At 69.9% G+C, this 24,505-nt stretch carries 18 protein-coding genes; 4 read left to right on the top strand and 14 right to left on the bottom strand.

What is annotated here, in order from left to right; translation table 11 throughout:
- Positions 1 to 52: 52 nt before the first annotated feature.
- The 3 genes from R2J76_RS05835 to R2J76_RS05825 all read right to left on the bottom strand — a co-directional run bounded on the left by R2J76_RS05835 (position 53) and on the right by R2J76_RS05825 (position 4,286).
- A complete protein-coding gene (locus tag R2J76_RS05835) occupies positions 53 to 1,147 on the bottom strand; it encodes a S1C family serine protease (protein WP_316414870.1) in 1,095 nt (364 codons plus the stop codon).
- A gap of 25 nt (positions 1,148 to 1,172) precedes the next feature.
- The gene (locus R2J76_RS05830) at positions 1,173 to 3,596 is read right to left on the bottom strand and encodes a PAS domain S-box protein (protein ID WP_316414869.1); all 2,424 of its coding nucleotides are present in this window, start codon (positions 3,594 to 3,596) and stop codon (positions 1,173 to 1,175) included.
- A 207-nt stretch (positions 3,597 to 3,803) separates the two neighbouring features.
- Positions 3,804 to 4,286: a MarR family winged helix-turn-helix transcriptional regulator gene (locus R2J76_RS05825; protein ID WP_316414868.1), complete on the bottom strand. Its 483-nt coding sequence runs from the start codon at positions 4,284 to 4,286 to the stop codon at positions 3,804 to 3,806.
- Positions 4,287 to 4,403: 117 nt separating this feature from the next.
- Between R2J76_RS05825 and R2J76_RS05820 the strand changes: the two genes are divergently transcribed.
- Positions 4,404 to 5,003, top strand: coding sequence for a YceI family protein (locus R2J76_RS05820; RefSeq protein WP_316414867.1), 600 nt, complete (start codon positions 4,404 to 4,406; stop codon positions 5,001 to 5,003).
- On the opposite strand, the gene R2J76_RS05815 is transcribed toward R2J76_RS05820, so the two are convergent.
- On the bottom strand, positions 5,004 to 7,145 hold the full coding sequence (locus R2J76_RS05815) for a heavy metal translocating P-type ATPase (protein ID WP_316414866.1): 2,142 nt from the start codon (positions 7,143 to 7,145) through the stop codon (positions 5,004 to 5,006).
- Between the two features lie 58 nt (positions 7,146 to 7,203).
- Here R2J76_RS05815 and cadR point away from each other — a divergent pair, with 58 nt between their 5' ends.
- On the top strand, positions 7,204 to 7,635 hold the full coding sequence (gene cadR / locus R2J76_RS05810; protein ID WP_316414865.1) for a Cd(II)/Pb(II)-responsive transcriptional regulator: 432 nt from the start codon (positions 7,204 to 7,206) through the stop codon (positions 7,633 to 7,635).
- 403 nt (positions 7,636 to 8,038) lie between these two features.
- Here cadR and R2J76_RS05805 read toward each other — a convergent pair whose 3' ends face one another.
- The 10 genes from R2J76_RS05805 to R2J76_RS05760 all read right to left on the bottom strand — a co-directional run bounded on the left by R2J76_RS05805 (position 8,039) and on the right by R2J76_RS05760 (position 20,913).
- Positions 8,039 to 8,572 (bottom strand): hypothetical protein, encoded by a 534-nt coding sequence (locus R2J76_RS05805; protein ID WP_316414864.1) that lies wholly within the window; start codon positions 8,570 to 8,572, stop codon positions 8,039 to 8,041.
- A gap of 17 nt (positions 8,573 to 8,589) precedes the next feature.
- Positions 8,590 to 13,650 (bottom strand): Ig-like domain repeat protein, encoded by a 5,061-nt coding sequence (locus R2J76_RS05800; protein ID WP_316414863.1) that lies wholly within the window; start codon positions 13,648 to 13,650, stop codon positions 8,590 to 8,592.
- A 24-nt stretch (positions 13,651 to 13,674) separates the two neighbouring features.
- Entirely contained in the window at positions 13,675 to 14,205 is a 531-nt protein-coding gene (locus tag R2J76_RS05795; protein ID WP_316414862.1) for a phage tail protein, read from the bottom strand.
- Between the two features lie 27 nt (positions 14,206 to 14,232).
- Positions 14,233 to 14,751, bottom strand: a complete 519-nt coding sequence (locus tag R2J76_RS05790; protein WP_316414861.1) for a phage tail protein — start codon at positions 14,749 to 14,751, stop codon at positions 14,233 to 14,235.
- Between the two features lie 11 nt (positions 14,752 to 14,762).
- The gene (locus tag R2J76_RS05785) at positions 14,763 to 15,269 is read right to left on the bottom strand and encodes a phage tail protein (RefSeq protein WP_316414860.1); all 507 of its coding nucleotides are present in this window, start codon (positions 15,267 to 15,269) and stop codon (positions 14,763 to 14,765) included.
- Positions 15,269 to 15,589, bottom strand: coding sequence for a DUF6916 family protein (locus tag R2J76_RS05780; RefSeq protein WP_316414859.1), 321 nt, complete (start codon positions 15,587 to 15,589; stop codon positions 15,269 to 15,271). The genes R2J76_RS05785 and R2J76_RS05780 overlap by 1 nt, the downstream gene beginning before the upstream one ends.
- Positions 15,582 to 16,082, bottom strand: coding sequence for a GNAT family N-acetyltransferase (locus tag R2J76_RS05775; protein WP_316414858.1), 501 nt, complete (start codon positions 16,080 to 16,082; stop codon positions 15,582 to 15,584). The genes R2J76_RS05780 and R2J76_RS05775 overlap by 8 nt, the downstream gene beginning before the upstream one ends.
- A complete protein-coding gene (locus R2J76_RS05770) occupies positions 16,079 to 16,453 on the bottom strand; it encodes a hypothetical protein (RefSeq protein ID WP_316414857.1) in 375 nt (124 codons plus the stop codon). The genes R2J76_RS05775 and R2J76_RS05770 overlap by 4 nt, the downstream gene beginning before the upstream one ends.
- A gap of 492 nt (positions 16,454 to 16,945) precedes the next feature.
- On the bottom strand, positions 16,946 to 19,030 hold the full coding sequence (locus R2J76_RS05765; RefSeq protein ID WP_394366787.1) for a prolyl oligopeptidase family serine peptidase: 2,085 nt from the start codon (positions 19,028 to 19,030) through the stop codon (positions 16,946 to 16,948).
- 74 nt (positions 19,031 to 19,104) lie between these two features.
- A complete protein-coding gene (locus R2J76_RS05760) occupies positions 19,105 to 20,913 on the bottom strand; it encodes an AMP-dependent synthetase/ligase (RefSeq protein WP_316414855.1) in 1,809 nt (602 codons plus the stop codon).
- Between the two features lie 266 nt (positions 20,914 to 21,179).
- Here R2J76_RS05760 and fadB point away from each other — a divergent pair, with 266 nt between their 5' ends.
- Together fadB and fadA are read left to right on the top strand one after the other, a co-directional pair.
- Positions 21,180 to 23,342 (top strand): fatty acid oxidation complex subunit alpha FadB, encoded by a 2,163-nt coding sequence (gene fadB / locus R2J76_RS05755; protein ID WP_316414854.1) that lies wholly within the window; start codon positions 21,180 to 21,182, stop codon positions 23,340 to 23,342.
- Positions 23,339 to 24,502 carry an acetyl-CoA C-acyltransferase FadA gene (fadA, locus tag R2J76_RS05750; RefSeq protein WP_316414853.1) on the top strand — a complete coding sequence of 388 codons (1,164 nt, stop codon included), beginning with the start codon at positions 23,339 to 23,341 and terminating at the stop codon, positions 24,500 to 24,502. Before fadB ends, fadA begins: the two co-directional genes overlap by 4 nt.
- Positions 24,503 to 24,505: the final 3 nt, after the last annotated feature.

The raw sequence follows: 24,505 nt of genomic DNA, 5'->3' as shown, positions 1-24,505 counted from the left end.
AATATGCGGCGAATGAGTCTTTCCGTCAATGCCCGGCGGGGCCCGCCGGCACTCAGATCCTGCCCGGCTCCAGGTTCAGCGTCATGCGGATGCGCTTGCCGTCCCTCAGCACCTCCAGCTGGAGGCGCCCGCCGGCGGGTTCCGCCTCGGCGAGGTCCAGGAGGCGGTCCATGTCCTTCACGGGGGAGCCGTTCACGCCCAGGATCACGTCCCCCAGGGCATAGCCCCGCCCCTGGCGGGTCAGCCCGCGCAGCCCGGCCCGTTCCGCCGATCCGCCCTGGCGCACCCGGCCCACGATGATCCCCGGGGGGACGTTGTTGGAGGCCGCCCACCCTTCGGGAAGGGGATCGAAGCCCAGGTCCACCCGCACGGGGCGGCCCTTGGAGATGAGCTGGGGCACGATCCGGTTGATGGTGTCCACCGGCACCGCGAACCCGATGCCCGCGGAACTGCCCGAGGTGCTCTGGATGGCCGTGTTGATGCCGATGAGCCGGCCCGCGCTGTCCAGAAGCGGGCCGCCGGAATTGCCGGGGTTGATGGCGGCGTCGGTCTGGATCACCCCGGTGATGCGCCGGCGCGTGGCGCTCTGGATCTCCCGGCCCAGGGCGGAAACCACCCCGGTGGTGAGGGTCTGGTCCAGGCCGAAGGGGTTCCCGATGGCCATGACGCTCTGGCCCACCTGCAGGTCCGAGGAGGTTCCCAGCGGCAGGGGCCTGAGCTTGGCCGAGGCGCCGTCCTGGAGCAGCAGGACCGCGAGGTCCTTCTCCGGAGCGACGCCAATGACCTTGGCCTTGTGGCGGCTGCCGTCGGCCAGGGCCGCCTCCACCTCCTGGGCGTCCTGGATGACGTGGTAGTTGGTGACGATGTGGCCGGAGGCGTCCCATATGAAGCCGGAGCCGGTGCCGGTGGGCACGGCCTGCACGTCCAGGGAGAAGAGGTCCTGCTGGTAGGCCATGGACGTGAGGTAGACCACGGAACCGCGGGCCTCCCTGAACCGGTCCACGACGCTCTGTTCCGCCGCCGGCAGGGCGCCCCGGGGGGTCACCGGCCGCGGCGCGGCGGGTCCCCTCGCCGAGCCCTGTCCGGCGCACCAGCCGATGACGAGGCCCGAGGCCAGGATGAAGATGATGGCTGCGGCTTTTCGCATGGGCTGTCCACCTCGCAGGCCCCCATCATAACCTGGGACGCGGCCCCAGGACGCCTTCCACGCCCCGGGCCAGCTCCAGGACCGTGGCCGGCTTCTGGATGAAGTGCACGCCCTCCTCCAGCACGCCGTGGGGGTCCAGGATATCGGCGGTGTATCCGCTCATGAACAGCACGGGCAGGCCCGGCCTGCGGTTGCGGATCCATTCGGAAAGCTCGCGGCCGTTCATCTCGGGCATCACCACGTCCGTGAGGAGCAGGTCCAGGGTGCCCGCGAAGCTGCCCTCGATCTCCAGGGCCCTGGCGGCGCCCTGGGCGGACAGCACCACGTAGCCCAGCTGCTCCAGGAGCATCCGCGTGGCCACGAGGACCGCCTCCTCGTCCTCCACCAGGAGGATCGTCTCCCCGTGGCCGGTGGGGATGGCCGGGGGCGCGGCCCCCTCGGCCTCGGGCCGGGAACCCGCATGGCGGGGCAGGTAGATCCGGAACCGGGTGCCCTTCCCGGGCTGGCTTTCCACCAGGATGAAGCCGTCGTTCTGCTTGACGATGCCGAACACCGTGGCCAGGCCCAGGCCCGTGCCCTTGCCCATGGCCTTGGTGGTGAAGAAGGGTTCGAAGATGTGGGAGAGGACCTCCGGGTCCATCCCGCAGCCCGAATCGGCCACCGAGAGCGCCACGAAGTCGCCGGCCACCGCCTCCGGATGGTCGCGCAGGAAGGACCCGTCGACGGTGACGTTCTCCAGGCCGATGGTGATCCGGCCCACCCCCAGGATGGCGTCCCGGGCGTTGACGGCGAGATTGGCCAGGATCTGGTCGATCTGGGAGGGATCCATGCGGATCGGCCACAGGCCTTCCTTGCGCACCCAGGCCAGGGTGATGTCCTCGCCGATGAGCCTCCCCAGCATCTTCAGCATGCCCTGGATGGTCTCGTTCAGGTCCAGCACCCGGGGGGCGATGACCTGCTTGCGGGCGAAGGCCAGCAGCTGGCGGGTGAGGTCCCCCGAGCGCCGCGCGGCCTTGATGATCTCCCCCAGGAAGGGCTGGAAGGGCTTGGAGCCGGGGAGCATCATGGCCACTTCCGCCTGGCCCAGGATGACGCCCAGCATGTTGTTGAAGTCGTGGGCCACGCCCCCCGCGAGCCGGCCGATGGATTCGAGCTTCTGCGCCTGGACCAGTTCGCCCTCGAGCTTGCGCTGCTGTTCCTCCGCGAACCGGACGTCGGTAACGTCCAGGTCCAGGCCCCGGAACCCCTTGAGGGCCCCCTCGCCGTCCAGGAGCGGGGTGCCCGACGTGAGCACGTGGACGATGCCGCCGTCCTTGCGCACCTGGGTGGCGGGGATGTTGCGGAAGGCCTGGGCCTCCGCGAACAGGCGCCGGTGGCGGTTCTCCATGCCCTGGCGCTCGTCGGGGGGATAGCCGTCCAGCATGGACCGCCCGACCATCTCCTCGGGCCGGAAGCCCAGGACCTTGGCGACGCTCTCCGAGGCGTAGGTGTAGCGGCCCTCCCGGTCCACCTCCCAGAACCAGTCGGAGGAGGCGCTGGCGATGTCCTGGAAGCGCTTCTCGCTCTCCACCAGGGCCATCTCCATGCGACTGCGCACGGTGTTCAGGTGCTCCATGGACCGCATGGCGTCCAGGGCCTGGACCCGCTCGGTGATGTCCTGGCAGAACACGAAAAGGCGCCCGCCCTCCATGGGCGAGTAGGAAGCGACGATCTCCACGGGCCAGACCTCGCCGGAGCGGGTGGTGTGCCGGGTCTCGAAACGCACCTGCCCCTCGGCGGGCATCCGGCGGTAGGCCTCGTCGGAGTCCTCCCCGCTCAGGTCGGGGACGCGCATGGCCAGGAGCTCCTCCCGGGAATAGCCGGAACGCTGGACGTAGGCCTGGTTCACCAGGATGATCCGCCAGTGGCCGTCGGTGACGAAGCATCCCGCGGGGGTGGTCTCCATGAGCCCGCGGTACAGCGCGTCGAGCACCTGGCGGGAATTCTCGCTGATCCCCAGGGCGTGGTGGGAGGCCCGTTCCTGCTCCAATGCGGCCTGGAGCCGGTGGGCGGCGGCGGCCTCCTTGGCCCGGGATCGGAGGAGGGCGCCCGCGAGGAAGCTCACGAGGACGCCGCTGGCCACCAGGAAGCAGAGCTGGACCAGGTCGAAGGGGCCGGAGACGGCCAGGGAACCCCGGGGGGGCACGAGCGCCAGGTCCAGGAACAGGGCCGATAGACCCGTGGCCAGGAGGCCGGGGCCCAGGCCCCCCAGGAAGGCGCTGATGATGATGGGCAGCATGAACAGGACCATCAGGGGGCGCTGCCCGAATCCGGGGGCGCAGGCCAGCCTCAGGCCCAGGGTGCCCGCCGTGGCCAGGAAGGCGAAGGCATAGCCCCGGAATCCGCCCAGGTAGCCGCCGATGCGGTCCCGTGGGTCCTGCCTTCGCGCGCTGGGGCCTCGAGGACGCATGGACTGTCCGGAAGTGAAACACTGAACTATATGTTACATATCTGCAGGAATCAATCGCCTTCACCGGAGCGCGGCCCCGTGGCGAACCCAAGGCCCGCCGCGCCCGCCCATTTCAGGAACGGGTCCCTGCCCATGCCATCGTCCATGTGCGCCTCCGGGCGGATCCACCGCTTCACGGATGGATACGCCGGCCCGGCGGAAATGGATTCAGGCCTGCCGCAGCTTCCGCTGGATCCCGGCCCGGAAGGCGTCCAGGAGGCCCTGCAGCGCCTCGCGGTCCTCCCGGGAAAGCAGCTCCTCCACCTCCCGGCACAGCGCGTCGTGCACCGGGGCCAGCCGCGCCTCCAGTTCCGCCCCCCGGGGCGTGAGGCTCACCCGGCATCCCCGCCGGTCCGCCGGGTCCTCCCGGCGGGTGACCAGCCCGCCGCGCACCATGCGGTCCACCAGCCGCGGCACATCGGCACGGCAGGTGAGGATGCGCCGCCGGATCTCCCGGATCAGGGAGCCCTCCGGGGGCCCGCCCTTGAGGATCCGCATCACGTTGAACTGCTGGTCGGTGATGCCGGCGGGCTTGAAAAGGCGCTCGTCGGACCACCTGGACACCAGTTCCCGGGTGAGCAGGATGGAGAGAAGGAGTTCCTGGCCTGGGTGTATATCCTTTGTAATCAGAAGTTCGTCTCGTACCGGCATGGGGCGCGTCCTCGGGGAGTGGGGCCAGGGGGCTTTTCTTCAAAAAAAGATGTTGCAACACCCAAAAAGGAGTCTACCATCGCTGTATGGTGTTTGAACACCTAATTGGAGTCACCCATGCGCAACCCCCTCACCCGCTTCGCCCTCCCCGCCCTGGTCCTGCTGCTCTCCGTCCCCTCGGCGAGTCTCCTGGCCGCCACCCCCTCCTCCGTGGACACCTACAAGATCGACGGCGTCCACTCCAGCGTCGGCTTCCGGGTGCGCCACCTCCTCTCCAAGGTCCAGGGCCGCTTCGGCAAGGCCGAAGGCACCGTCCAGATCGACACCAAGGACATCACGAAGTCCAAGGTGGACGTGACCATCGACGTCGCCAGCATCTCCACCAACGAGGAGAAGCGCGACGCCCACCTCAAGGGCCCCGATTTCTTCGACGCCGCCAAGTTCCCCACCATCACCTTCAAGAGCACCGCCGTGAAGGAAGTGTCCAAGGGCAAGCTGGAGGTCACCGGCACCTTCACCATGAAGGGCGTGTCCAAGACCATCGTGCTCCCCATCACCAACCTGGGCACGGCCGTGGATCCCTGGAAGAACGTGGTCGCCGCCTTCGAGGGCGCCACCCGGCTGAACCGCATGGACTACGGCGTCTCCTACGGCGCGGGCCTGGTGGGCGACGACGTGGACATCGACCTGAACATCGAAGCCAAGAAGGCCAACTGATCAGCGCCTGAGCAGCCTCAGCCCGTTGAACACCACCAGCAGGCTGGCGCCCATGTCCGCGAAGACCGCCATCCACATGGTGCCCCGCCCCGCGATGGTCAGGCCCAGGAACACCGTCTTGATGCCGATGGCCAGGACGATGTTCTGGGCCAGGACCGCGCGGGTGTCCCGGGAAAGCCGGATGAACCGGGCGATCTTCCCCAGGTCGTCGTCCATGAGCGCCACGTCGGCGGTCTCGATGGCGGTGTCGGATCCCGCGGCGCCCATGGCGAAGCCGATGTGGGCCGCCGCCAGGGCGGGGCCGTCGTTGATGCCGTCGCCCACCATGCCCACCTTCCCCCCCTTGGAGCGGATGGCCCGGGCCTTGTCCTGGGGCAGCTGGTCGCCCAGGGCCTCCAGGATGCCCACCTGGGCGGCGATGGATTTCGCGGTGTGGGTGTTGTCCCCCGTGAGCATGAGGGTGCGGACCCCCAGGGCGTGCAGCGCGGCCACCGCGTCGCGGCTGCCGGGGCGCACCTCGTCGGCCAGGGCGAAGAGGGCCAGGACGGTCCGGCCGTCGGTGAGCAGGAGGGTGGTCTTGCCCTGCCGCTCCAGGGCCTCCAGGCGCGCCTCCAGTTCCGGCGAGCACACGCCCAGCTCCTCGATGAGGTGGTGGTTGCCCAGGCTGTAGACGGTGCCGTCGAGGGTCCCCTGCACCCCCTGGCCGGGCAGGGCCCGGAAGTCCTCCACCTCGGCGCGGGGCGCGCCGGGCCGCACCAGGGCCCGGGACACGGGGTGGTCCGACCTCGAGGCCAGGCTCGTGGCCACGCGCCAGGCCCCGTCCCCGTCCATGGCCAGGGGTTCGAAATCCGTGAGCACGGGCCGGCCCCAGGTGAGGGTGCCGGTCTTGTCGAAGGCGATCCATTCGAGGTTCCGCCCCTCCTCCAGCCAGCGCCCGCCCTTGACGAGGATCCCGTGGCGGGTGGCGGCGGCGAGGCCGCTGACGATGGTCACCGGGGTGGAGATCACCAGGGCGCAGGGGCACGCGATCACCAGCAGCACCAGGGCCCGGTACACCCACAGGGACCAGGCTCCCCCCATCAGGAGCGGCGGCGCCAGGGCCACCGCCAGGGCCACGGCCAGCACCGCGGGCGTGTAGACCTTGGCGAACCGGTCCACGAACCGGTGGGTGGGGGACCGGGATTCCTGGGCCTCCTCCACGGCGTGGATGATGCGGGCCAGGGTGGTCCCGCCGGCCCCGGCGGTGACGGTGAACTCGAAGGAGCCCGTGAGGTTGAGGGTGCCGGCGAAGACCGGGTCCCCTTCCCCCTTGTCCACGGGCAGGCTTTCGCCGGTGATGGGGGCCTGGTTCACGGAGGAGCGCCCGGAGACGACGGTCCCGTCCAGGGGGATGGCCTCGCCGGGCCCCACCCGCACCCGGTCCCCCACCCGGACCGCCCGGGCCTCGGTCTCGGTCCAGCCGCCGGGGCCCAGCACCGTGGCGGTGGCCGGTGAGAGCCGCAGGAGGCCGTGGATGGCGTTGCGGGCCCGGTCCAGGGAGAGGGCCTCGATGCGTTCGGCCAGGGCGAAGAGCACCATCACCATGGCCGCCTCGGGCCACTCCCGCAGGGCCATGGCGCCGGTGACGGCGATGCTCATGAGGGCGTTGATGTTCATTTCCCCGTTGCGCAGGCTGATCCAGCCCTTGCGGTAGGTGCCCAGGCCGCAGGCGGCCACCGCCCCCAGGGCCAGGGCCGGGGCGGCCCAGCCCGGCAACCGGGCAAGGGCGGCGCCCTCGGAGGCCAGGGCGGCCAGGGCGCCCAGGGCCAGGGACCAGGGCCATTTCCGCTCCGGGGGCGCCCCGGGGGCCTCCAGGGCTTCGGGGGTCATGCCCAGGCTCCGGATGGCGGCCTCGATGCCCGGCTGGAGCCCGGGTTCGTGCACCACGGCCAGCACCCGCTCCATGAGGTTGAATTCCAGGGCGTGGATGCCCGGGCGGCCCCCCAGCTTCTTCCGGAGGAGGGCTTCCTCCGTGGGGCAGTCCATCTGGACGATGCGGAGGCGGGTGCGCAGGGCGCCGTCGGGGACCTCGCCGGGGGCGTCCGCCACGGGGGTTTCACCGTGGCAATGGGAGCAGGTGGGATGTTCGTGATCGAAAGCCATGGCCCATTTCAAACCCTGAAGCTACTTTAGGGTCAAGGGATTTCCGGGGAGGGCGCCCATGACCATCGGTGAATTGGCCCTCGCGGCCCAGTGCTCCGTGGAGACCATCCGCTACTACGAGAAGGAGGGCCTTCTGCCGGCCCCCGGCCGCACCGGGGGCAACTACCGGCGCTACGCCGCCGCCCACCTGGAACGCCTGCGCTTCGTGCGCCACTGCCGGGCCCTGGACATGGCCCACGCCGAGATCCGCGCCCTCACGGGGCTGCTGGACCAGCCGCAGATGGACTGCGGCGCGGTGAACGTCATCCTGGACGAGCACATCGACCACGTGCGCGTGCGCATCGACCAGCTGGTGCAGCTGGAGGCCCAGCTGAAGAGCCTGCGGGACCGGTGCCGCACGGAGCGCACGGTGGAGGACTGCGGCATCCTACAGGGGCTGGCGGAAATGGAGGCCGAGGGCCGGAACTCGAGGCCTACCCACCTGGGGTAGGGTGTTTTCGTGATATCTGGACAGGGACGGGTTATACCCGATGTTATCGGCACATCGAGCGTGACGGAGGCAAGGCGGGTGTCCTGGCATGGCAGGAATCTGGTGCGCCGCTGAACCTCGGTGAAAAGATCAAACGCTGGGGCGCTGAGGTCTCGCTGGGGCGCTGGGAAAAGAAGGAGAACCTTGGGGGGCTTCACGGCAGAACCTCCTGGAGGGTCCTATGGCGCGCCACGATGACGGGATCCGCCGCGTCGTTCACTCCCGGGGTTGAATTCCCAGCGCCCCAGCGAGACCTCAGCGCCCCAGCGTTTGATCTTTTCGCCGGGTCTTCCGATCTGATCCGGACAAGCCGTTCAGAGCTTCCACCACACAATGACGCAGGCTGATGACGAAGCCTTCCTCGCTAACGCGTCACGGAAAAGGTCGTCGCCACCACCCCCGTCAGGTCCACGGAGGTGTGGGTGGCGGGATCCAGGCCCACCACCCGGTACCCGCCCAGGGTCGCGTTCAGCGCCTTGAAGCTCTTCTCCGTGACCGCGGGAAGGTCGTTGGTCACGAGGAAGTCCAGGCGCAGGAAGCTGCCCTTCCAGGGGGACTTGGGCGCAGCCACCACGGACAGCTCCACCCCGGCGGGGTTCTTGAGGAGATGGCCGCTGACCATGGCCGGGGCCCCGCCGGGGACCGCCAGGTGCAGGGCGCTGTCCGGGACCTTCCCGTCCGCGGAGGCCTCCACCTGGACCCCGGGCGGCAGGAGCAGGGTCCCCGTCCAGCCCCCCACGGGCACGGAAGAACCTTCCGCCCCGGAGGTGGCCAGGACCAGCGAATACAGGCCGGGCCTCAACGGGTCGTCGGGGGAGGCGGAGGATTCGGTGCCGCTGCTGCACCCGGCCAGGAGCGCCAGGGCGGCGGCGATCAGGAGGTTTCTTCGGGTTTTCATGGCGCTCCTCCAGGGGGCTACAGCCCCAGCCCCGCGGCCAGGTTCAGGATGATCATGGCGTCCTCGATGTCCAGCCGGCCTTCGCCGGCGGAAAGGCCTTCGAAGACGGGGGCCAGGTCGAAGCGGGCCTGGTCGTCGGCGGTGGGCGCGATCAGGCCGTTGACGATGCGCAGCAGCCGCAGGGCGTCCGCCATGGTGTAGGCCGCCGGGGCGACGGCCTTGACCCTGAGGATGTTGCGGCGGATGGTCACGGCGACCCCGTCCTGGTCCGTGGCGGTGATGACCACCTGGTGCGGCTGGATTTCCGCAAGCGGCACCTCCTGCTGGAAGGCCGGGCCGTCCAGGGAAGGCGTGAACACCTGCCCATCCACGGCGATGGACAGGGTCACCGGCAGGAGATTGCCGGTCACCTGGCCATGCAGGGTCAGACTGGTCTTGTCGCTGAGCAGGTCCTCCATCGGGTCCGTGAGGGCCAGGGTGAAGCCCGGCGCCAGGGCGATGGTGCGCTTTTCCCGGACGATGCGGCCGGCGGTGGTGGTGGCGGTGAGCTCGACGGTGTTGAGTCCCGCGGCCAGGTTCGCCGTGAAATCGAACTGGGCCCCGGCGAGATGCGCCTGCAGCGGCGCCCCGCCGTTGACGGTGTAGGTCACGGTGACCACGGTGTCGGGGGCGACGCCCTGTTCCACCTTCCCCGCGAACGCCAGGGTGGGGACCGCGGTGCTCATGTCGTCGGCCGGCTCCGAGAGCACCAGGGCCGGCGCGGCCACATCCAGGGTCACCTTGCGGGTTTCCTGGGCCGCCAGGCCCGCGGCATCGGTGGCGACCACGGTGAGGGTGTTGGCGCCCTCCCGGGCCCGCACCGCCCAGCCGAAGGCGCCGGAGGGATCGAAGGGGACCTCGATCCCGTTGACGGTGAGGCTCTGCAGGGGATTGACCGAAACCACCCGCCCCGCGACGTTCAGGACCATGGACGGCGTCACCGACCCCTCGGAAAGGGCCGAAACCTGGAGCGTGGGCGGCCGGGTGCTGGCGGTCACCACCAGGGTCCGGCTCACGCTGGCGGCGGGGGCGTAGACCGAATTGCCGGGCTGGCTCGCCGTGATGGTGACCGTGCCCGGGGCCACAGGGGTCAGCACCTGGCCAACCACGGTGGCCACCTTCGGGTCGGAGCTGGCGAAGTCCACGGGCAGGCCGCTGGAGGCGGTGGCGGCCAGGACCAGGGGCTCATCCCCCAGGGCCATGGGCGCGAGGGCCGCGAAGCTGATGGTCTGGGCCCCGTTGCCCACGTCCAGGGTGACGGTGGCGTTCGCGGCCTTGTAGTTCGTGGCGTCGTCCGGTTCGAAGGCCACCGACAGGGTCTGGGCGAGCCCGGCGCCGAGCACCGTGCCCAGGGGCGGCGTGTAGGTGAAGGTGCCCGCCGCCTTCGCCGTGGCGTTCAGCTGGGCGGCGCCCAGCGGCGTTCCCAGGGTGATGGGCGCCGGGGGGGCCCAGGCCAGGCCCGGGTCCGCCTTGGCGATGACCAGGGTGCCGCTGGCGGTGCCTGAATAATTGGGATCCGTGACGGTGGCGGTGACCGGGTAGCTGCCGGCGGCGGTGGGCGCGGTGGCCGATCCGCCGTAGGTGAGGGTCACCGCGAGCCCCGGGGGCAGGGTCGCGGCGGTGGCGGTCTTGGGGGCGCCGTCGTAGGTGCCCCCGAGGCCGCTCAGCGTGACCAGGGCGGTCCCCTTGGCGGTGGTGAGGGGGAGGCCCGGCGAGGTGGCCCCCGCGAAATTGGCGTCGCCGGAATAGACGGCGGTGAGGGTATGGGGCCCGCTGCCCAGGGCGCTGGTGGCGAGGGTGGCCACCCGGGAGGCGTTCACCGCGGCGCTGCCCAGGGTGTTGGCCCCGTCCAGGAAGGTGACGGTGCCCCCGGCGCCGCCGGCGAGGGTGGCGGTGAGGGTCACCGCCTGGCCGAAGCTGGAGGGGTTCGGGGTGGCCGTGAGGGTGAGGGTGCTGGCGCCCCGGGTCACCGAGAAGGCCAGGGCCAGGGACGTGGCGGGCGCGAAGTTGGCGTCGCCCCCGTAGTCCGCCGTGATGGCGTGGGTCCCCCCGCCCAGGGCGGAGGTGGCGAATACGGCCTGGCCGCCGCTGAGGCCTGCGCTGCCCAGGACGGCCCCCCCGTCCTTGAAGGTCACCTGGCCCGTGGCCCCGGCGGGGAGTGCCGCGGTGAAGGTCACCGCCTGGCCGTAGGTCGAGGGGCTGGCGCTGGAGGTCAGGATCGGCGGGGCCGAGGCCTGGACCACCCGCTGGGTGAGGACCGGCGAGGTGGAAGCCTGCTGGTTGCCGTCGCCCGAGTACACCGCGGTGATGGCATGGGTGCCCACCCCGAGGGCCGCGGTGGTGAAGGTTCCGGCGCCCCCGGCCAGGGTGGCGCCCCCCAGGGGGGAGGTCCCGTCCAGGAAGGTCACCGTGCCGGTGCCCGCAGGGGTCACGGTGGCTGTGAAGGTCACGCCCTGCCCGAAGACGGAAGGGGTCATGGAGCTGGTGACGGCCGTGGCGGAGGGGGCGGGGGTCACGGTCTGGATCAGCCCCGCGGGGTTGTGCGAAGCCTGGTAGTTGGCGTCGCCGGAGTAGGTGGCGATGAGGGTATGGCTGCCCACGGCCAGGCTCGAGGTGGTGAAGGTCGCGGCCAGGGTGCCGGCCCCGGCGCCGCTGAGGGCGCCCGTGCCCAGGACCGTGGCGCCGTCCGCGAAGGTCATGGTCCCGGTGGGGGGGGCGCCGGAACCGGCGTAGGCGAGGGTCGCCGTGAAGGTCAGCGGCTGGCCGAACCCGGCGGATCCGGCGGAGGAGGTCACCTGGGTGGAAGTGGCGCCCTGGCCCACCGTGACCGCGCTGGCCCCGGAGGTGGAGGCGGCGTAGAGGGTGTCCCCCGCATAGGTGGCGGTGAGCGCGCTGTGGGAGCCGACCGCCAGGCCCAGGGCCGTGAAGGTGGCCTGGCCACTGGCCAGGACGCCGTCGCCCAGGTGGGTGGTCCCGTCCCAGAAGGCCACGGTGCCGGTGGCCGCGGGGCCCTGCGTGGTCACGGTCGCGGTCAGCCCAAGGCCGGACCCGTATGGAATGGAGGCCGCGTTGGCCAAGGTGATGGAGGAGGAGGCCAGGTTGACCGAATGGAGGTAGGGACCCGCGGTGGATCCCAGCAGGTTGGCGTCGCCCGGGTAGGTGGCGGTGATCGTGTGGATGGCCGAGCTCAGGGCCGGGAGGGTGAGGGTCGCGACGCCCCCGACCAGCGGCGCCGGCGCGCCCAGGGCGCTGCCGTTGTCGTAGAAGGTGACGGCGCCCGTGCCCGCGGGGGTGACGGTGGCCGTGAAGGTCACGGACTGGATCCGGGTGGACGGATTGGGGGTGGTCCCCAGCGCCAGGACGGAGGCGGACCGGTCGAGGGTCGTGGCGGCGATGGTCCCCGAAACGGCGCTGGACCGGGTGCCGTCCCCGGCGGTGACCCGGTACCAGTACGTGGTGCCGGGAGCCAGGCCGTTGACGGGGGAGGAGGTGACGGCGCCCACGCTGCGGCCGGAGACGACGAGGGAGAGGAACCCCGCATCGGTGGCCACGTCCAGCAGGTAGCCGGTGGCCGCGGGGTTGGAGGACCAGTGGGCCGTGAAACCCGAGGGGGTCGGATCCGATGCGGCCTGGGCCACCACCGGTGCCAGGGTCCTGGCGAAGGCCAGGCCGGAGGCGTCGGCGGTCAGATCGTAGAGGGTCACGTGGTCCGGGGTGAAGGTGTATCCGGCGCTCAGGGGCACCACCTGCCCGGACCACCGGTAGGGAACCTGGAAGGAGAAGGCGCCCCCGGCCGGGGTGGAGACAAGGCGGGCGGCCCCGTCGTAGAAGGACATGTTCCCGGGGGCGCCGGCGCCGAGGCCGCCGCTCACCGTCAACAGCGTGGCGGTGCCGCCGAATTCGAAGGCGCCGGAATCGGGGTTCCCGACCCGGCCGTACCAGCGCTGGTCCAGGGGAGGGGCGATGGCCGGCAGGCCATTGTTCAGGGCGGGACTGGAGGCCAGCAGGGGCCGGGTGGGGGTCATGCCGCCCTGGGCCAGGGTGGCGTCGAAGGCATCCAGGCCGGTGGCCGCGACGACCAGGTCCTGGGAGGCGCCCAGGACCGCCATCGTTCCCTGGCTGGAGGCCACGTTGCCGCCTTCCGAAAGGAAGGTGCCGGTGCCGCCCACGTCCGGCGTGATCCAGCTGCCGTCCAGGTCCGCGAAGGCGCCGGTGCCGTCCGGGCTGTTGCCGGACAGGAGCGAGTTGCCCAGGGTCAAGGTCCCGTTGATCACCCCCACGCCGCCTGAACTGGCGGGATCCAGGGAGACGTTGTCGGTGACGGTGCAGTGCACGAGCCGGGTGGTGCCGCCGGCCTCGGCCTGCAGCACGGGGCCGCCGAAGACCGCGGTGTTGGCGTTGAAGGTGCAGTTGGTGAGCGTGGCGGCCGCGCCGGCGTTGTAGACGGCGCTGCCCATGCCGGCGGTGTTGCCGGAGAAGGAGCTGTTGGTGACGGTCAGGGTGCCGGCGGCGCAGTAGATGGCGCCGCCCCCGGTGAGATCCGCCGGAACGGTGTCGTCGAAGTTGCCCTCGAAACTGCAGGCGTCGATGAGCACCGCGCCGCCGCCCGCGATGCGGATGGCGGCCCCGTTGGCCCCGCCGGGGGTGCCGGACAACCCGGGCCCGGTCTCGTAGCCGTGGGCGAACCGAAGGCCCGAGATGGAAACCGCGGTGGGGGTGGCGTCGATGTCCAGCAGGCGGTGATCGGGCCCGGCCGGGGCGGTGCCGGTGTAGCCCCCGTCCAGGGTCAGGGCCCGGGCCCCCAGGCCCTGGAGGGTGATGTTCCGGCTGATGGTGATGGGGGAGATCAGGTGGATGGTGGCCGGGGTCGGCAGATCGAACCGGACCAGGTCCCCCGGGGCGGCGGAGGCGATGACCGCCCGCAGGGAACCGGGGCCGCTGTCGGCGATGGACGTGACGGTCAGGGTCGCCGCCCCGAGGGCGCCGCAGGCCAGGGCAAGCGCCCCGGAGCGAAAAAAGTGCATAAATCGGCTGGGCATGGGGCGATCCGGGGCGGCGTGGGTTCAGGAGCGGGGGGGAAAGACGCCCTGCAGGGCGATGACGAACTGCAGCGTCAGGTACGGCTGCAGATTGTTGTGCCCAGCCGAGTTTCCGGCCGGCACCACCTCCTGGGCCGACATCTGGGCATCGGGGCTCCCGGCGCCGTACAGTTTGATGTTGCGCTTCACGGGACCCGCCTGCCGATTGGCCTGGGCCAGGAAGGCCGCGTCCGGCGCGGTGGTGGTGCCCGCGGCGGCCACGGCGTTCAGGGTGTGGGCATGGGAAGGCAGTTCCTGGGTGATCAGGTGGGTCTGCTCGCTGCCCAGGGCCGAACCCACCGGGTACGACCCTGTGTCCGCGGCCAGGGGTACCCTCCCCTGGAGGTCCGGCAGGGCGAAGGTGCTCCTCCCGTCCCCCCCGTAGAGGGTACCCACCAGGGAGAACAGGGCGGTGTTCTGGGCGATGGGCAGGATCTGTCCGTTGCACTGGGCCCAGCCCGTGGGGGCGAAGGTGAAGCCCACCATGCGGATTTCGGCGACGAAGGGGTCGGACATCGGGTGCTCCTGGCGTTCTGGAACCGGTTAATTGCGGCTGGGGAAGACGCCCGCCAGCGCCATGCAGAAATTCAGCACGAGGAAGGGCTGGCGGTTCTCGTGGGGCTGGGCGGCCCCGCCGGAGCCCCCGGCCGCACCGACGCTGTTCGGGTGCAGGGCCACGTTCGGGTCGCCCGCGGCGTAGCTGGGTTCCGCCGCACCCGTGTCGGCCAGGTAGTTCCCGGTGGGGGCAAGGCTGTCGGCCGCGCCGCGGTGAACCTGCACCTGGTGGCTGTGGCTGGGAAGCTCCGCGGTCGTCAGCGGGTGGAACTCCTCGCCCCCCCGCTCCCCCTGCGTATGGGTGGGCCCCAGATGCATGGGCACCCGCCCCCGCAGATCCGGCAGCGCGAACGTGGTCACCCCGTTGCCGCCGTAGGTGGTGCCCAGCAGGGAGAACAGGGCCTGGTTCTGGTTGATGGGCAGGAACTGGCCGTTGCACAGGGCCCAGTTCTTGGGGGCGTAGGGGAAACTGACCGGGCGGATCTCGCCAAGAAAAGGATCACTCATGGGTTCGCTCCTCAGGTCGGCGTCGGGTAGACGCCGAACAGGCTGATGATGAAATTCACCGCCAGGCAGGGCATCAGGTTGTCGTGGGCCAGGCCCTGGCCCACGGGGGTCAGGGCGGCAACGCCCAGGGGGGTCGCGGCGCCGGCGGGAACGAACATCCGGCTCCGGCCCCCGGCGATGAGGTTGCCTTCCGGGGCCGGCACCGCCGCGGCGCCCGGCGCGGCGACTGCCAGCAGGCCGTGGCTGTGCGGAGGCATGTGGCTGGCGGTGAGGGCCACGGATTCCTGGCCGCCGGTTTGACCCAGCACGTAGCCGGGCCCGGCGTGCAGGGGCAGTCGGCCCCGGAGATCGGGCAGGGCGAAGACGTTCACCCCATCCCCGCCGTACGTGGTGCCGATGAGGTTGAACAACGCGTCATTTCCCGAAATGGGGAGCTCCGCGCCGTCGCAGAACGCCCACCCCACGGGCGCGAACGTGCCCGCGAACATGCGGATCTCTCCGATATAGGGCGATGCCATCACGGCCTCCCAGGCAGAGGGCTGGCCGTCGCCAGCCGGTTGAACACGGCTTCATGGGTCCCGGGCCCCACGGGCACCACGAAGATCCAGGCCGCCCCCAGGTCCCGGTGGCGGACCCGGTGGGTGCCCTGGGGCAGCGGCGACCCGGGAGGGCCCTGGAACACCAGGGTGAACCCCGACGTGTGGGCCGTGGCATGGGGAACGACGTCCGTGAGCACCAGGTCCAGCACCGGCCCCTCCTCGGGGCCGAACGCGAAGGACGTCCCCACCCAGGGCCGGAAGGTTCCGGCCTGCGCTTCCTCCAGATCCAGTTCATGCATGGCCCGTTCCCCCCGGCACCGGTTCCCGGCGCATGGACACGTGGATCCCCACCTGGCCGCCTTCCCGGAATCCCAGGCGGCGGTACCAGAGGCGGGCCGGGTTGTCCGGCTCCACATGCAGGGCCACGGTCCGTCCCAGGCCATCGGCTTCCCGCAGGATCCGTTCCAGAAGCTCGCCGCCGATCCCCTGGCCCCGGTGGGCCGGCAGCAGGGCGATATCGATGAGCTGGAAGACCGGCCCGGTGCGGTCCAGGTACTGCCGCCCCGCCGGGACCCCATCCACCTCCACCACCTCGAACGCCGCCTCCGGATGGGCGGCATGGTAGTGCCGCTCCTGGAGTTGCGACTGGTCCCGGAGGAAGCCGGTCAGCCGGGCCTCGTCCCACCCGGCCGGGGCGAACTCCTCCGCCCGGGTGTGGTAGAACACCTGGAACAGGAATTCGGCGTCCGCGGGTCCACAGGGCCGGAGGCCGACCCGGCTGGAGCCCGTCACTCCGAGATCCAGGATCGGCCGTCCGCGCTCAGCTTGAGGCGGAAGGGGAGGCCCCGGTAGTCCAGGTGGGCGAAGGTGCCCTTGGCGGTGGGGAGGACATCGATCACGACGATGTCGGGTCCCAGATTGGCGTGGGTCTGCCAGGTGGCGCCCGCGTCGGTGGTCACCAGGATGCGCCCCCCCGTCTCCCCCCGGTACCGGGGCGGGTGGGTCCCCGGCTCCAGGGTGGCCGCGGGGACCTGGACCGGCCGCGAGGCCGCCCCCCCCTCGTCCAGGGACCGGCGGGCCAGGGATTTCAGGGACTCGCCCCGGGCCAGGACCGTGCCCGCCGCCAACATCCCGAAGGTTTTCAGAAAGCCCGACCTGTCCATCCCTATGCTCCCAACCAGGTGCCGCGAGGATCAACCACCTCGACCTGGATCAGCCGATGGAACCGGCGGCTCTCAATGGGTGGTTAATGGTAGTTTTCCCCATTGTAGACCTTCGCCTGGAAGATTCAAGTAAACAATGATGGCAAGATGCACAATTTCGTCGACATGATGTCGAAATATTGATTTTTTCCACTCGTTCAGGCTGTGTCGGAAAACCCCAGGTGCCCTGAATCCGTGATGAAGGGGCTGTTCCAGATTGAGCGGATCCCGGTTCATCCCATCCATCGGCGTTCATCCCGGTTTCCGCAGGGCTGACGCTGAGGTGGGTCGGAGCGCATGGTACTCGGGGTCCTTTACCCAAAGGTAGCGACAACTCCCAGCGAAATCAGAACGGGGATGAAGGGGATCCAGGGGAAGAAGCAGGATAAAAAGCCTCAGGCCTAGGCTGGAGCCAGATCACCGAGAACAACCTATCGACTCATGACCTCGGTTCTAGCGGAGCGTCCGTTCGAGGAACGTGTAGGTGAGCGCCCAGAAGTGCGCGGTCTGGCGGTTGTCGGCGCCAGCGCCGTGGCCGCCCTCGATGTTCTCGAAGTAGCGCACGTCGTACCCCATGTCGCGCATCTTCGCGAACATCTTGCGGGCGTGGGCGGGGTGCACCCGGTCGTCGCGGGTGGTGGTCATGAAGAAGGTCGGGGGGTACCTCCGGCCCGCCTTCACGTTCTGGTAGGGGGAGAAGGTCTTCAGGTAGGCCCACTCCCCGGGCTTGTCGGGGTCGCCGTACTCCTCCATCCAGGAGGCGCCGGCCAGCAGGTGGGAGTACCGCTTCATGTCCAGCAGGGGCACCTGGCACACCACGGCGCCCAGGAGCTCGGGGTACATCACCAGCATGTTGCCCACCAGGAGCCCGCCGTTGCTGCCGCCCATGATGCCCAGGCGCTTCGGGGACGTCACCTTCCGGGCCGCCAGGTCCCGGGCCACCGCGGCGAAGTCCTCGTAGGCCCGGGGGCGGTTGGCCTTGAGGGCGGCCTGGTGCCACCGGGGGCCGTACTCGCCGCCGCCCCGGATATTGGCCAGCACGAAAACGCCGCCCCGGTCGAGCCACGCGCGGCCCAGGGCTCCGCTGTAGTAAGGCAGGGAGGAGACCTCGAAGCCGCCGTAGCCGTCCAGCAGCGTGGGGTTCGCGCCGTCCAGCTTCAGGCCCTTCCGGGACACCTGGAAGTAGGGGATGCGGGTGCCGTCCTTGGAGGGGGTGAAGTGCTGGGTCACCTCAAGGCCGGAGGCGTCGAAGAAGGCGGGGAGGGACTTCAGGAGGGCCGGCGCGGCGCCCGGGGTCCCCAGGAAGAAGGAATCGGGAGTGAGGAAGTCCCGGGTGGTCATGAAGTAGTCGTCCGAGGCCTCGTCGTCCACCGCGTAGACGGAGGTGGCGCCCATGGCGGGCGCGCCCTGCAGGGGCACGGCCTTCCAGGTCCCGGGGGTCAGCACCGTCAGGCGGTTCTTGACGTCGTCCATGACGTTGAGGATCAGCAGGTTCTTCGTCCAGGTGGCGTCCTCCAGGGAGGTGGTGGCGCTGGGTTCGAAGAGCACGGCGAAGTCCCGCTTGCCGGCCATGAATTCGTCGAACTTCACGGCCAGGAGGGAACCGCCCGCGTACGTCCTGCCGCCCACGGCCCAGGCGGTGCGCAGCTTGACCGTGAGCCACTCCCGGTGGAGCGAGGGCTCGGCGTCCAGGGGCAGCTCGACCTTGCGCCGCGTGCCGTCCGTGGCCAGCAGGTAATACTCGCCGGTGAAGAAGGAAGGTTTGCGGTACAGGAAGTCCCGCTCGAACCCGGGGGTGGGGTCATGGTAGGCCACGGCCTCCATGTCGGTGTCCAGCCCCTCGAAGACCACCTTGGCCTGGGCCAGGGGCGTGCCGCGCTTCCAGACCTTGGCCACCCGGGGGTAGCCCGAGGTGGTCATGGAGCCCTTCCCGAAGTCCGTGCCCACGAACAGGGTGTCCTGGTCGATCCAGCTCACCTGGGACTTGGCCAGGGGCAGGGAGAACCCGCCCTCCACGAAGGTCCGGGTCTCCACGTCGAACTCCCGGACCACCGCCGCGTCGGAGCCGCCCGGGGAAAGGGACACCAGGCACCGCCTGAACCCGGGGTGCAGGAACTGCGCGCCGTGGAACACCCAGCCCTGGTTCTCCGCCTTGCCCAGGGCGTCGATGTCCAGCACGGTCTCCCAGGCGGGTTCGGCCTTGCGGTACTCCTCCAGGGTCGTGCGCCGCCAGAGGCCCCGGGGATGGGCCGCGTCCTTCCAGAAGTTGTAGTAGTGGGCGCCGGACCTGGTGATGTAGGGGATCTTGGCCTTGGAGTCCAGGATGGCCAGGAGGTCGTCCTCGAGGGCCTTGTATTCCTTGGTGCCTTCCAGTTCCTTGGCGGTGACGGCGTTGGCCGCGCGCACCCAGTCCAGGGACTTGGATCCGGTGATGTCCTCCAGCCAGAGGTAGGCGTCCTCAGGGGCGGGTGCGGCGGGGGTCTTGCCTGAGGCCATGAGCGTGATTCCTAGGAGGAGGGGCAGCCATCTCGATTCCATGCGGGACTCCGGATCCGGTGGGGTGGGGAAACTTGACAAGCATCCCACCGGGCGGGCCGAGGTGTCAAAACGGGTCAGGAGCCTTCATAAAGGCTTTCGATGGCCTCGGCGTACCGTTCGCACACCGCCTTCCGCTTGATCTTGAGGCTGGGCGTGAGCATCCCCGATTCCAGGGTCATCTCCTCCGAGGACAGGACGATCTTCCGGATGCGCTCGAAGTTGGAGAGGTGCTCGTTGATGCGCCCGATGCGGGACAGGACCTTCTCCTTGGCCTCGGGCCGGGCCACCAGGTCGGCGTCGGATTCGTAGCCGATCCCGGCGCGCTCCGCCCAGCGGTGGAGGCTGGCCATGTTGGCCACCACGATGGCGCTGAGGAAATTGCGGTGGTCCCCGATGACCACGGCCTGGGCGATGTACTTGTCCTGGGTCAGGAGGCGCTCCAGGGGCTGGGGGGCCACGTTCTTGCCCCCGGAGGTGACGAGGAGCTCCTTCTTGCGGTCGGTGATGCGCAGGCGCCCCAGCTCGTCCAGGGCCCCGATGTCCCCGGTGCGGAAGTACCCCTCCTCGTCGAAGGCCTGCCCCGTGGCGAAGGGATCGTTCCAGTAGCCCAGGGTGACGTTGGGCCCCTGGCAGAGGATCTCCCCGTCCTCGCTGAGCTTGAGGAAGGGCTTGCCCTGCCATTCGTCCAGGATGGGCCTGCCCACGAAGCCGGGCCTGACCTGGTTGACCCGGTTGATGGTGAGGATCGGGCTGGTTTCCGAGAGGCCGTACCCCTCGTAGACGGGCACCCCCGCGGCCCAGAAGAATTCCATGACGGGCGCGCCCAGGGCCGCGCCGCCCGAGGCGGAGATCTCCAGGCGCCCCCCGAGGCGCTCCCGCACCTTGGAGAAGACGGCCCTGTCCGCCGCCGCGTACAGCACCCGCAGGAGGAACCCCGGCGCCCGGCCCACGTAGCGCAGGGCCGCCATGCGGCGCCCCACCCACATGGCCCAGTGGAAGATGAAGCGTTTCGCCGGGCCCGCCGCCGCCACCGCCTCCCGGATCCGGGCGTAGACCTTCTCGTAGACCCGGGGCACCGCCAGGAGCACCTGGGGCCGCACCTCCTGGAAGGCCGCGGGGAGGTTCTCCAGGTCGGTGACGTAGTAGATGGCCACCCCGGCGTGGAACATCGTGTAGTGCCCCCCCATGCGCTCGAAGATGTGGGACAGGGGCAGGAAGCTCATGCACCGCTGGCCCCGGCGGATCTCCAGCACCTTCAGGGCCGCCAGGATGTTGGAGACCAGGTTGCCGTGGGTGAGCATGGCCCCCTTGGGCTCGCCCGTGGTGCCGGACGTGTAGATGAGGGTGAGCAGCTGGCCCGGGTCCCGCTGGGCGGCCCAGGCCCGCACCTGGGGGCGCTGGTCCTCCTGGAGCTTCCCGGCGGCCTGCAGGCCCTTCCAGGTGAGGATGCGCCGGCCGGCGGCCTCCGGGGCGTCGCCGTCCATGAGCACCGCCGTCTGCAGTTCCGGCAGCCGGGGCCAGGCGGCCAGGACCTTGTCCAGTTGGGCGCGGGTGGAGCAGAAGATCATCCGGGCCCCGCTGTGGCGGATGATGAACTCGGTGGAATTGGGATTGAGGGTGGGGTACACCGGCGCGGAGACGATGCCCAGGATGGCGCAGGCGTAGTCGGCCAGGGCCCACTCCGGCCGGTTCTCCGACAGGATGGCCACCCGGTCGCCCTCCTGGATCCCCTCGTGGTGGAGGGCAAGGGCCAGGCGCTCCACCAGGGTTTGGATATCTCCGTGGGAAAGCGGCACATAGGTTCCCCCGGCCTTGTAGGCCATGGCATCGGGCAGGTCGTGCCCCAGGGCTTCGTAAAAAAGCTCCGCGATGGTCTTGATCAACGGGTTCTCCTCCGAGGTTGGGTCATCCTATATCCAATTCGCGGGGAAAAAAGAAATAATCAGTTCTTGCACCCGGGGGGATGAGGCGGCAGAATGCTCCATCTTATCCAGCGCCGTCGCGGTTCTGATGGATCCTGGCGGGTTTCTGGACGGCCCTGACCCCCGGAAACCGAAACCGGCTATTCGATATTAATAAATCGATTCTCACCGTTATCCCCCTCCCGGCACCCTAGGACAACCTCGCAACTTATAGGAGCGCCCGACCCATGAAATTCGAAGGCCAGTCCATCCAGTGTTCCATGCTCGAAGGCGGAATCGTCGAGCTGAGGTTCGACCTGAAGGCGGACTCCGTCAACAAGTTCAACAAAGCCACACTCTCCGAATTGACGGAGGCGGTCGGCCTTATCAAAGGCGACCCCGAGGTCCGTGGAATGCTGGTGACAAGCGGCAAGGATTGCTTCATCGTCGGGGCCGACGTCACGGAATTCACTGAATATTTCAAGAACCCGGAGGAGCAGCTCACGGAATGGCTCCTGCAAGTGGATAAATTGTTCTCCACCGTGGAGGACTTCCCCTTCCCCTCCGTCACGGCCATCAACGGCTTCGCCTTCGGGGGGGGCCTGGAGTTCTGCCTGGCCACCAGCTACCGGGTCATGGCCTCGGACACCCGCATCGGGGTCCCCGAGACCAAGCTGGGCATCTTCCCCGGCTGGGGCGGCACGGTGCGCCTCTCCCGCCTCGCGGGGGCCGACAACGCCATCGAATGGATCGCCGGCGGGGAGCAGCACGGCGCCGACGAGGCCCTCCGGATCGGCGCCGTGGACGCGGTCGTCGCCCCGGACAGGGTGCGGGAGGCCGCCCTGGACCTCCTGGCCCAGGCCATGGCCGGGCGCCGGGACTGGAAGGCCCGCCGCCTGGAGAAGGTCTCGCCCCTCAAGCTGAACCCCACCGAGACCATGATGGTCTTCGAGGGGGCCAAGGCCTTCGTGGCCGCCAAGGCCGGCCCCAACTACCCCTCCCCCGTGGCGGCCATCGAGGCCATGCAGCGGGGCGCCACCCGGGGCCGGGACGACGCGCTGGCCATCGAGGCCGCCGCCTTCGCGCGCATGGCCAAGACCCCCACGGCCTACCACCTGGTGACCATCTTCCTGGGGGACCACTACGTGGCCAAGGTGGCCCGGAAGCTGGCCAAGGCCGGGGCCAAGGTGGAATCCGCCGCCGTGCTGGGGGCCGGGATCATGGGCGGGGGCATCGCGTACCAGTCCGCCTCCAAGGGCACCCGCATCGTCATGAAGGACATCGCCGAGAAGGCCCTGGACCTGGGCCTGGCCGAGGCCGACAAGCTCCTGGTCAAGCGGGTGGAGCGGGGCAAGCTCACCGCCGCGGCCATGGCGGACGTGCTCACCCGCATCCGGCCCACCCTCTCCTACGGGGATTTCAAGGCCGTGGACCTGGCCGTGGAGGCCGTGGTGGAGAACGAGCAGGTCAAGAAGGCCGTCCTGGCCGAGGTGGAGGGCCAGGTGCGGGAGGATGCCATCCTGGCCAGCAACACCTCCACCATCTCCATCACGAGCCTGGCCGAGGGGCTCCGGCGGCCGGAGAACTTCTGCGGCATGCACTTCTTCAACCCCGTGCACAAGATGCCCCTGGTGGAGGTGATCCGGGGCCGGAAGTCCGGGGAGCGCGCCGTGGCCACCACCGTGGGCTACGCCCTGGCCATGGGCAAGACCCCCATCGTCGTCAACGACTGCCCCGGCTTCCTGGTGAACCGGGTGCTGTTCCCCTACTTCGCCGGGTTCATCATGCTGGTGAACGAGGGCGTGGACTTCCAGCGCATCGACAAGGTCATGGAGAAGTTCGGCTGGCCCATGGGGCCCGCCTACCTCCTGGACGTGGTGGGCATCGACACGGCGCACCACGCCGACGCCGTCATGGCCAAGGCCTTCCCGGACCGCATGGCCCACGAGGGCAGGACCGCCATCGAGGCCATGTTCGAGCTCAAGCGCTTCGGCCAGAAGAACGGCAAGGGCTTCTACGCCTACGTCCCCGACAAGAAGGGCGCCCCGAAGAAGGAGGCCGACCCGGAGGTCCCCGGGATCCTCCAGCCCCTGGCGCGCGCGGACGCCGCGCCCGTCACGGACCAGGACATCATCGACCGCATGATGCTCCCCATGATCATCGAATGCTCCCGCTGCCTGGAGGACGGCATCGTCGCCACGCCCGTGGAGGTGGATATCGGCCTGGTGTACGGCCTGGGCTTCCCCCCCTTCCGCGGAGGGGCCCTGCGCTACGCCGACGCCGTGGGCCTCAAGGCCCTCTGCCAGAAGGCCGAGAAGCTCAAGGGCCTCGGCGCCCTCTACGAACCCACCGCGCAGATGTACCAGCTCGCCGAAGCCGGCCTCGGCTTCCACCAGGAGAACCAGCGATGAAAGACGTCGTCATCGTCGATGCCGTGCGCTCCCCCATGGGCCGCTCCAAGGGGGGCATGTTCCGGAACGTGCGCGCCGAGAACCTGTCGGCGGCCATGATCACCGCCCTCCTCCAGCGCAATCCCAAGGTGGACCCCGCCGAGGTGGAGGACGTCATCTGGGGCTGCGTGCAGCAGACCCTGGAGCAGGGCTTCAACATCGCCCGGTTCGCCTCCCTCATGACGGCCATCCCCCACACCGCCAGCGCCCAGACCGTGAACCGCCTCTGCGGATCCTCCATGCAGGCCCTGCACGCCGCCGCCATGGCCATCATGACCGGCAACGGCGAGGTGTTCGTGGTGGGCGGCGTGGAGCACATGGGCCACCTGCCCATGAGCCACGGCGTGGACCCCAACCCCGCCCTCAGCAAGCACGCCGCCAAGGCCTCGGGCATGATGGGCCTGACCGCGGAAGTGCTGGCCAAGATGCACGGCATCGGGCGTCCCGCCCAGGACCAGTTCGCCCTGCGCTCCCACCAAAAGGCCCACGAGGCCAGCGTCCAGGGCCGGTTCAAGGACGAGATCGTCCCCGTGGAGGGCCACGACGAGGCCGGCTTCTCCCGCCTCTTCGACTTCGACGAGGTGATCCGGCCCGATTCCACCCTGGAGGCCCTGGCGGCCCTGAAGCCCGCCTTCGACCCCCGGCACGGCACCGTCACCGCCGGCAATTCCTCGGCCATCTCTGACGGGGCCTCGGCCCTCCTGGTCATGTCCCTGGACCGGGCCAGGGCCCTGGGCCTCGCGCCCCTGGCCCGGGTCCGGGCCATGGCCACCGCCGGGGTGGACCCCTCCATCATGGGCTACGGCCCCGTTCCCGCCGTGAAGAAGGCCCTGGCCCGCGCCGGCATGAAGGTGGGCGACATCGAGCTGTGGGAGCTGAACGAGGCCTTCGCCGCCCAGGCCCTGCCGGTGCTCAAGGACCTGCAGCTGCGGGACCAGGTGGAGAAGAAGGTCAACCTCAACGGCGGCGCCATCGCCCTGGGGCACCCCCTGGGCTGCTCCGGGGCCCGCATCACCACGACCCTCCTCCACCTCATGAAGGCCGGAAACCGGTCCACGGGCGTGGCCACCATGTGCATCGGCCTCGGCCAGGGCATCGCCACCGTCTTCGAGCGCGTCTAGACA

It is taken from the genome of Mesoterricola silvestris (assembly GCF_030295405.1).
Lineage (GTDB): Bacteria > Acidobacteriota > Holophagae > Holophagales > Holophagaceae > Mesoterricola > Mesoterricola silvestris.
Note: the sequence above shows the minus strand (reverse complement) of the source record. Positions and strands in the feature narration are given on the sequence as shown.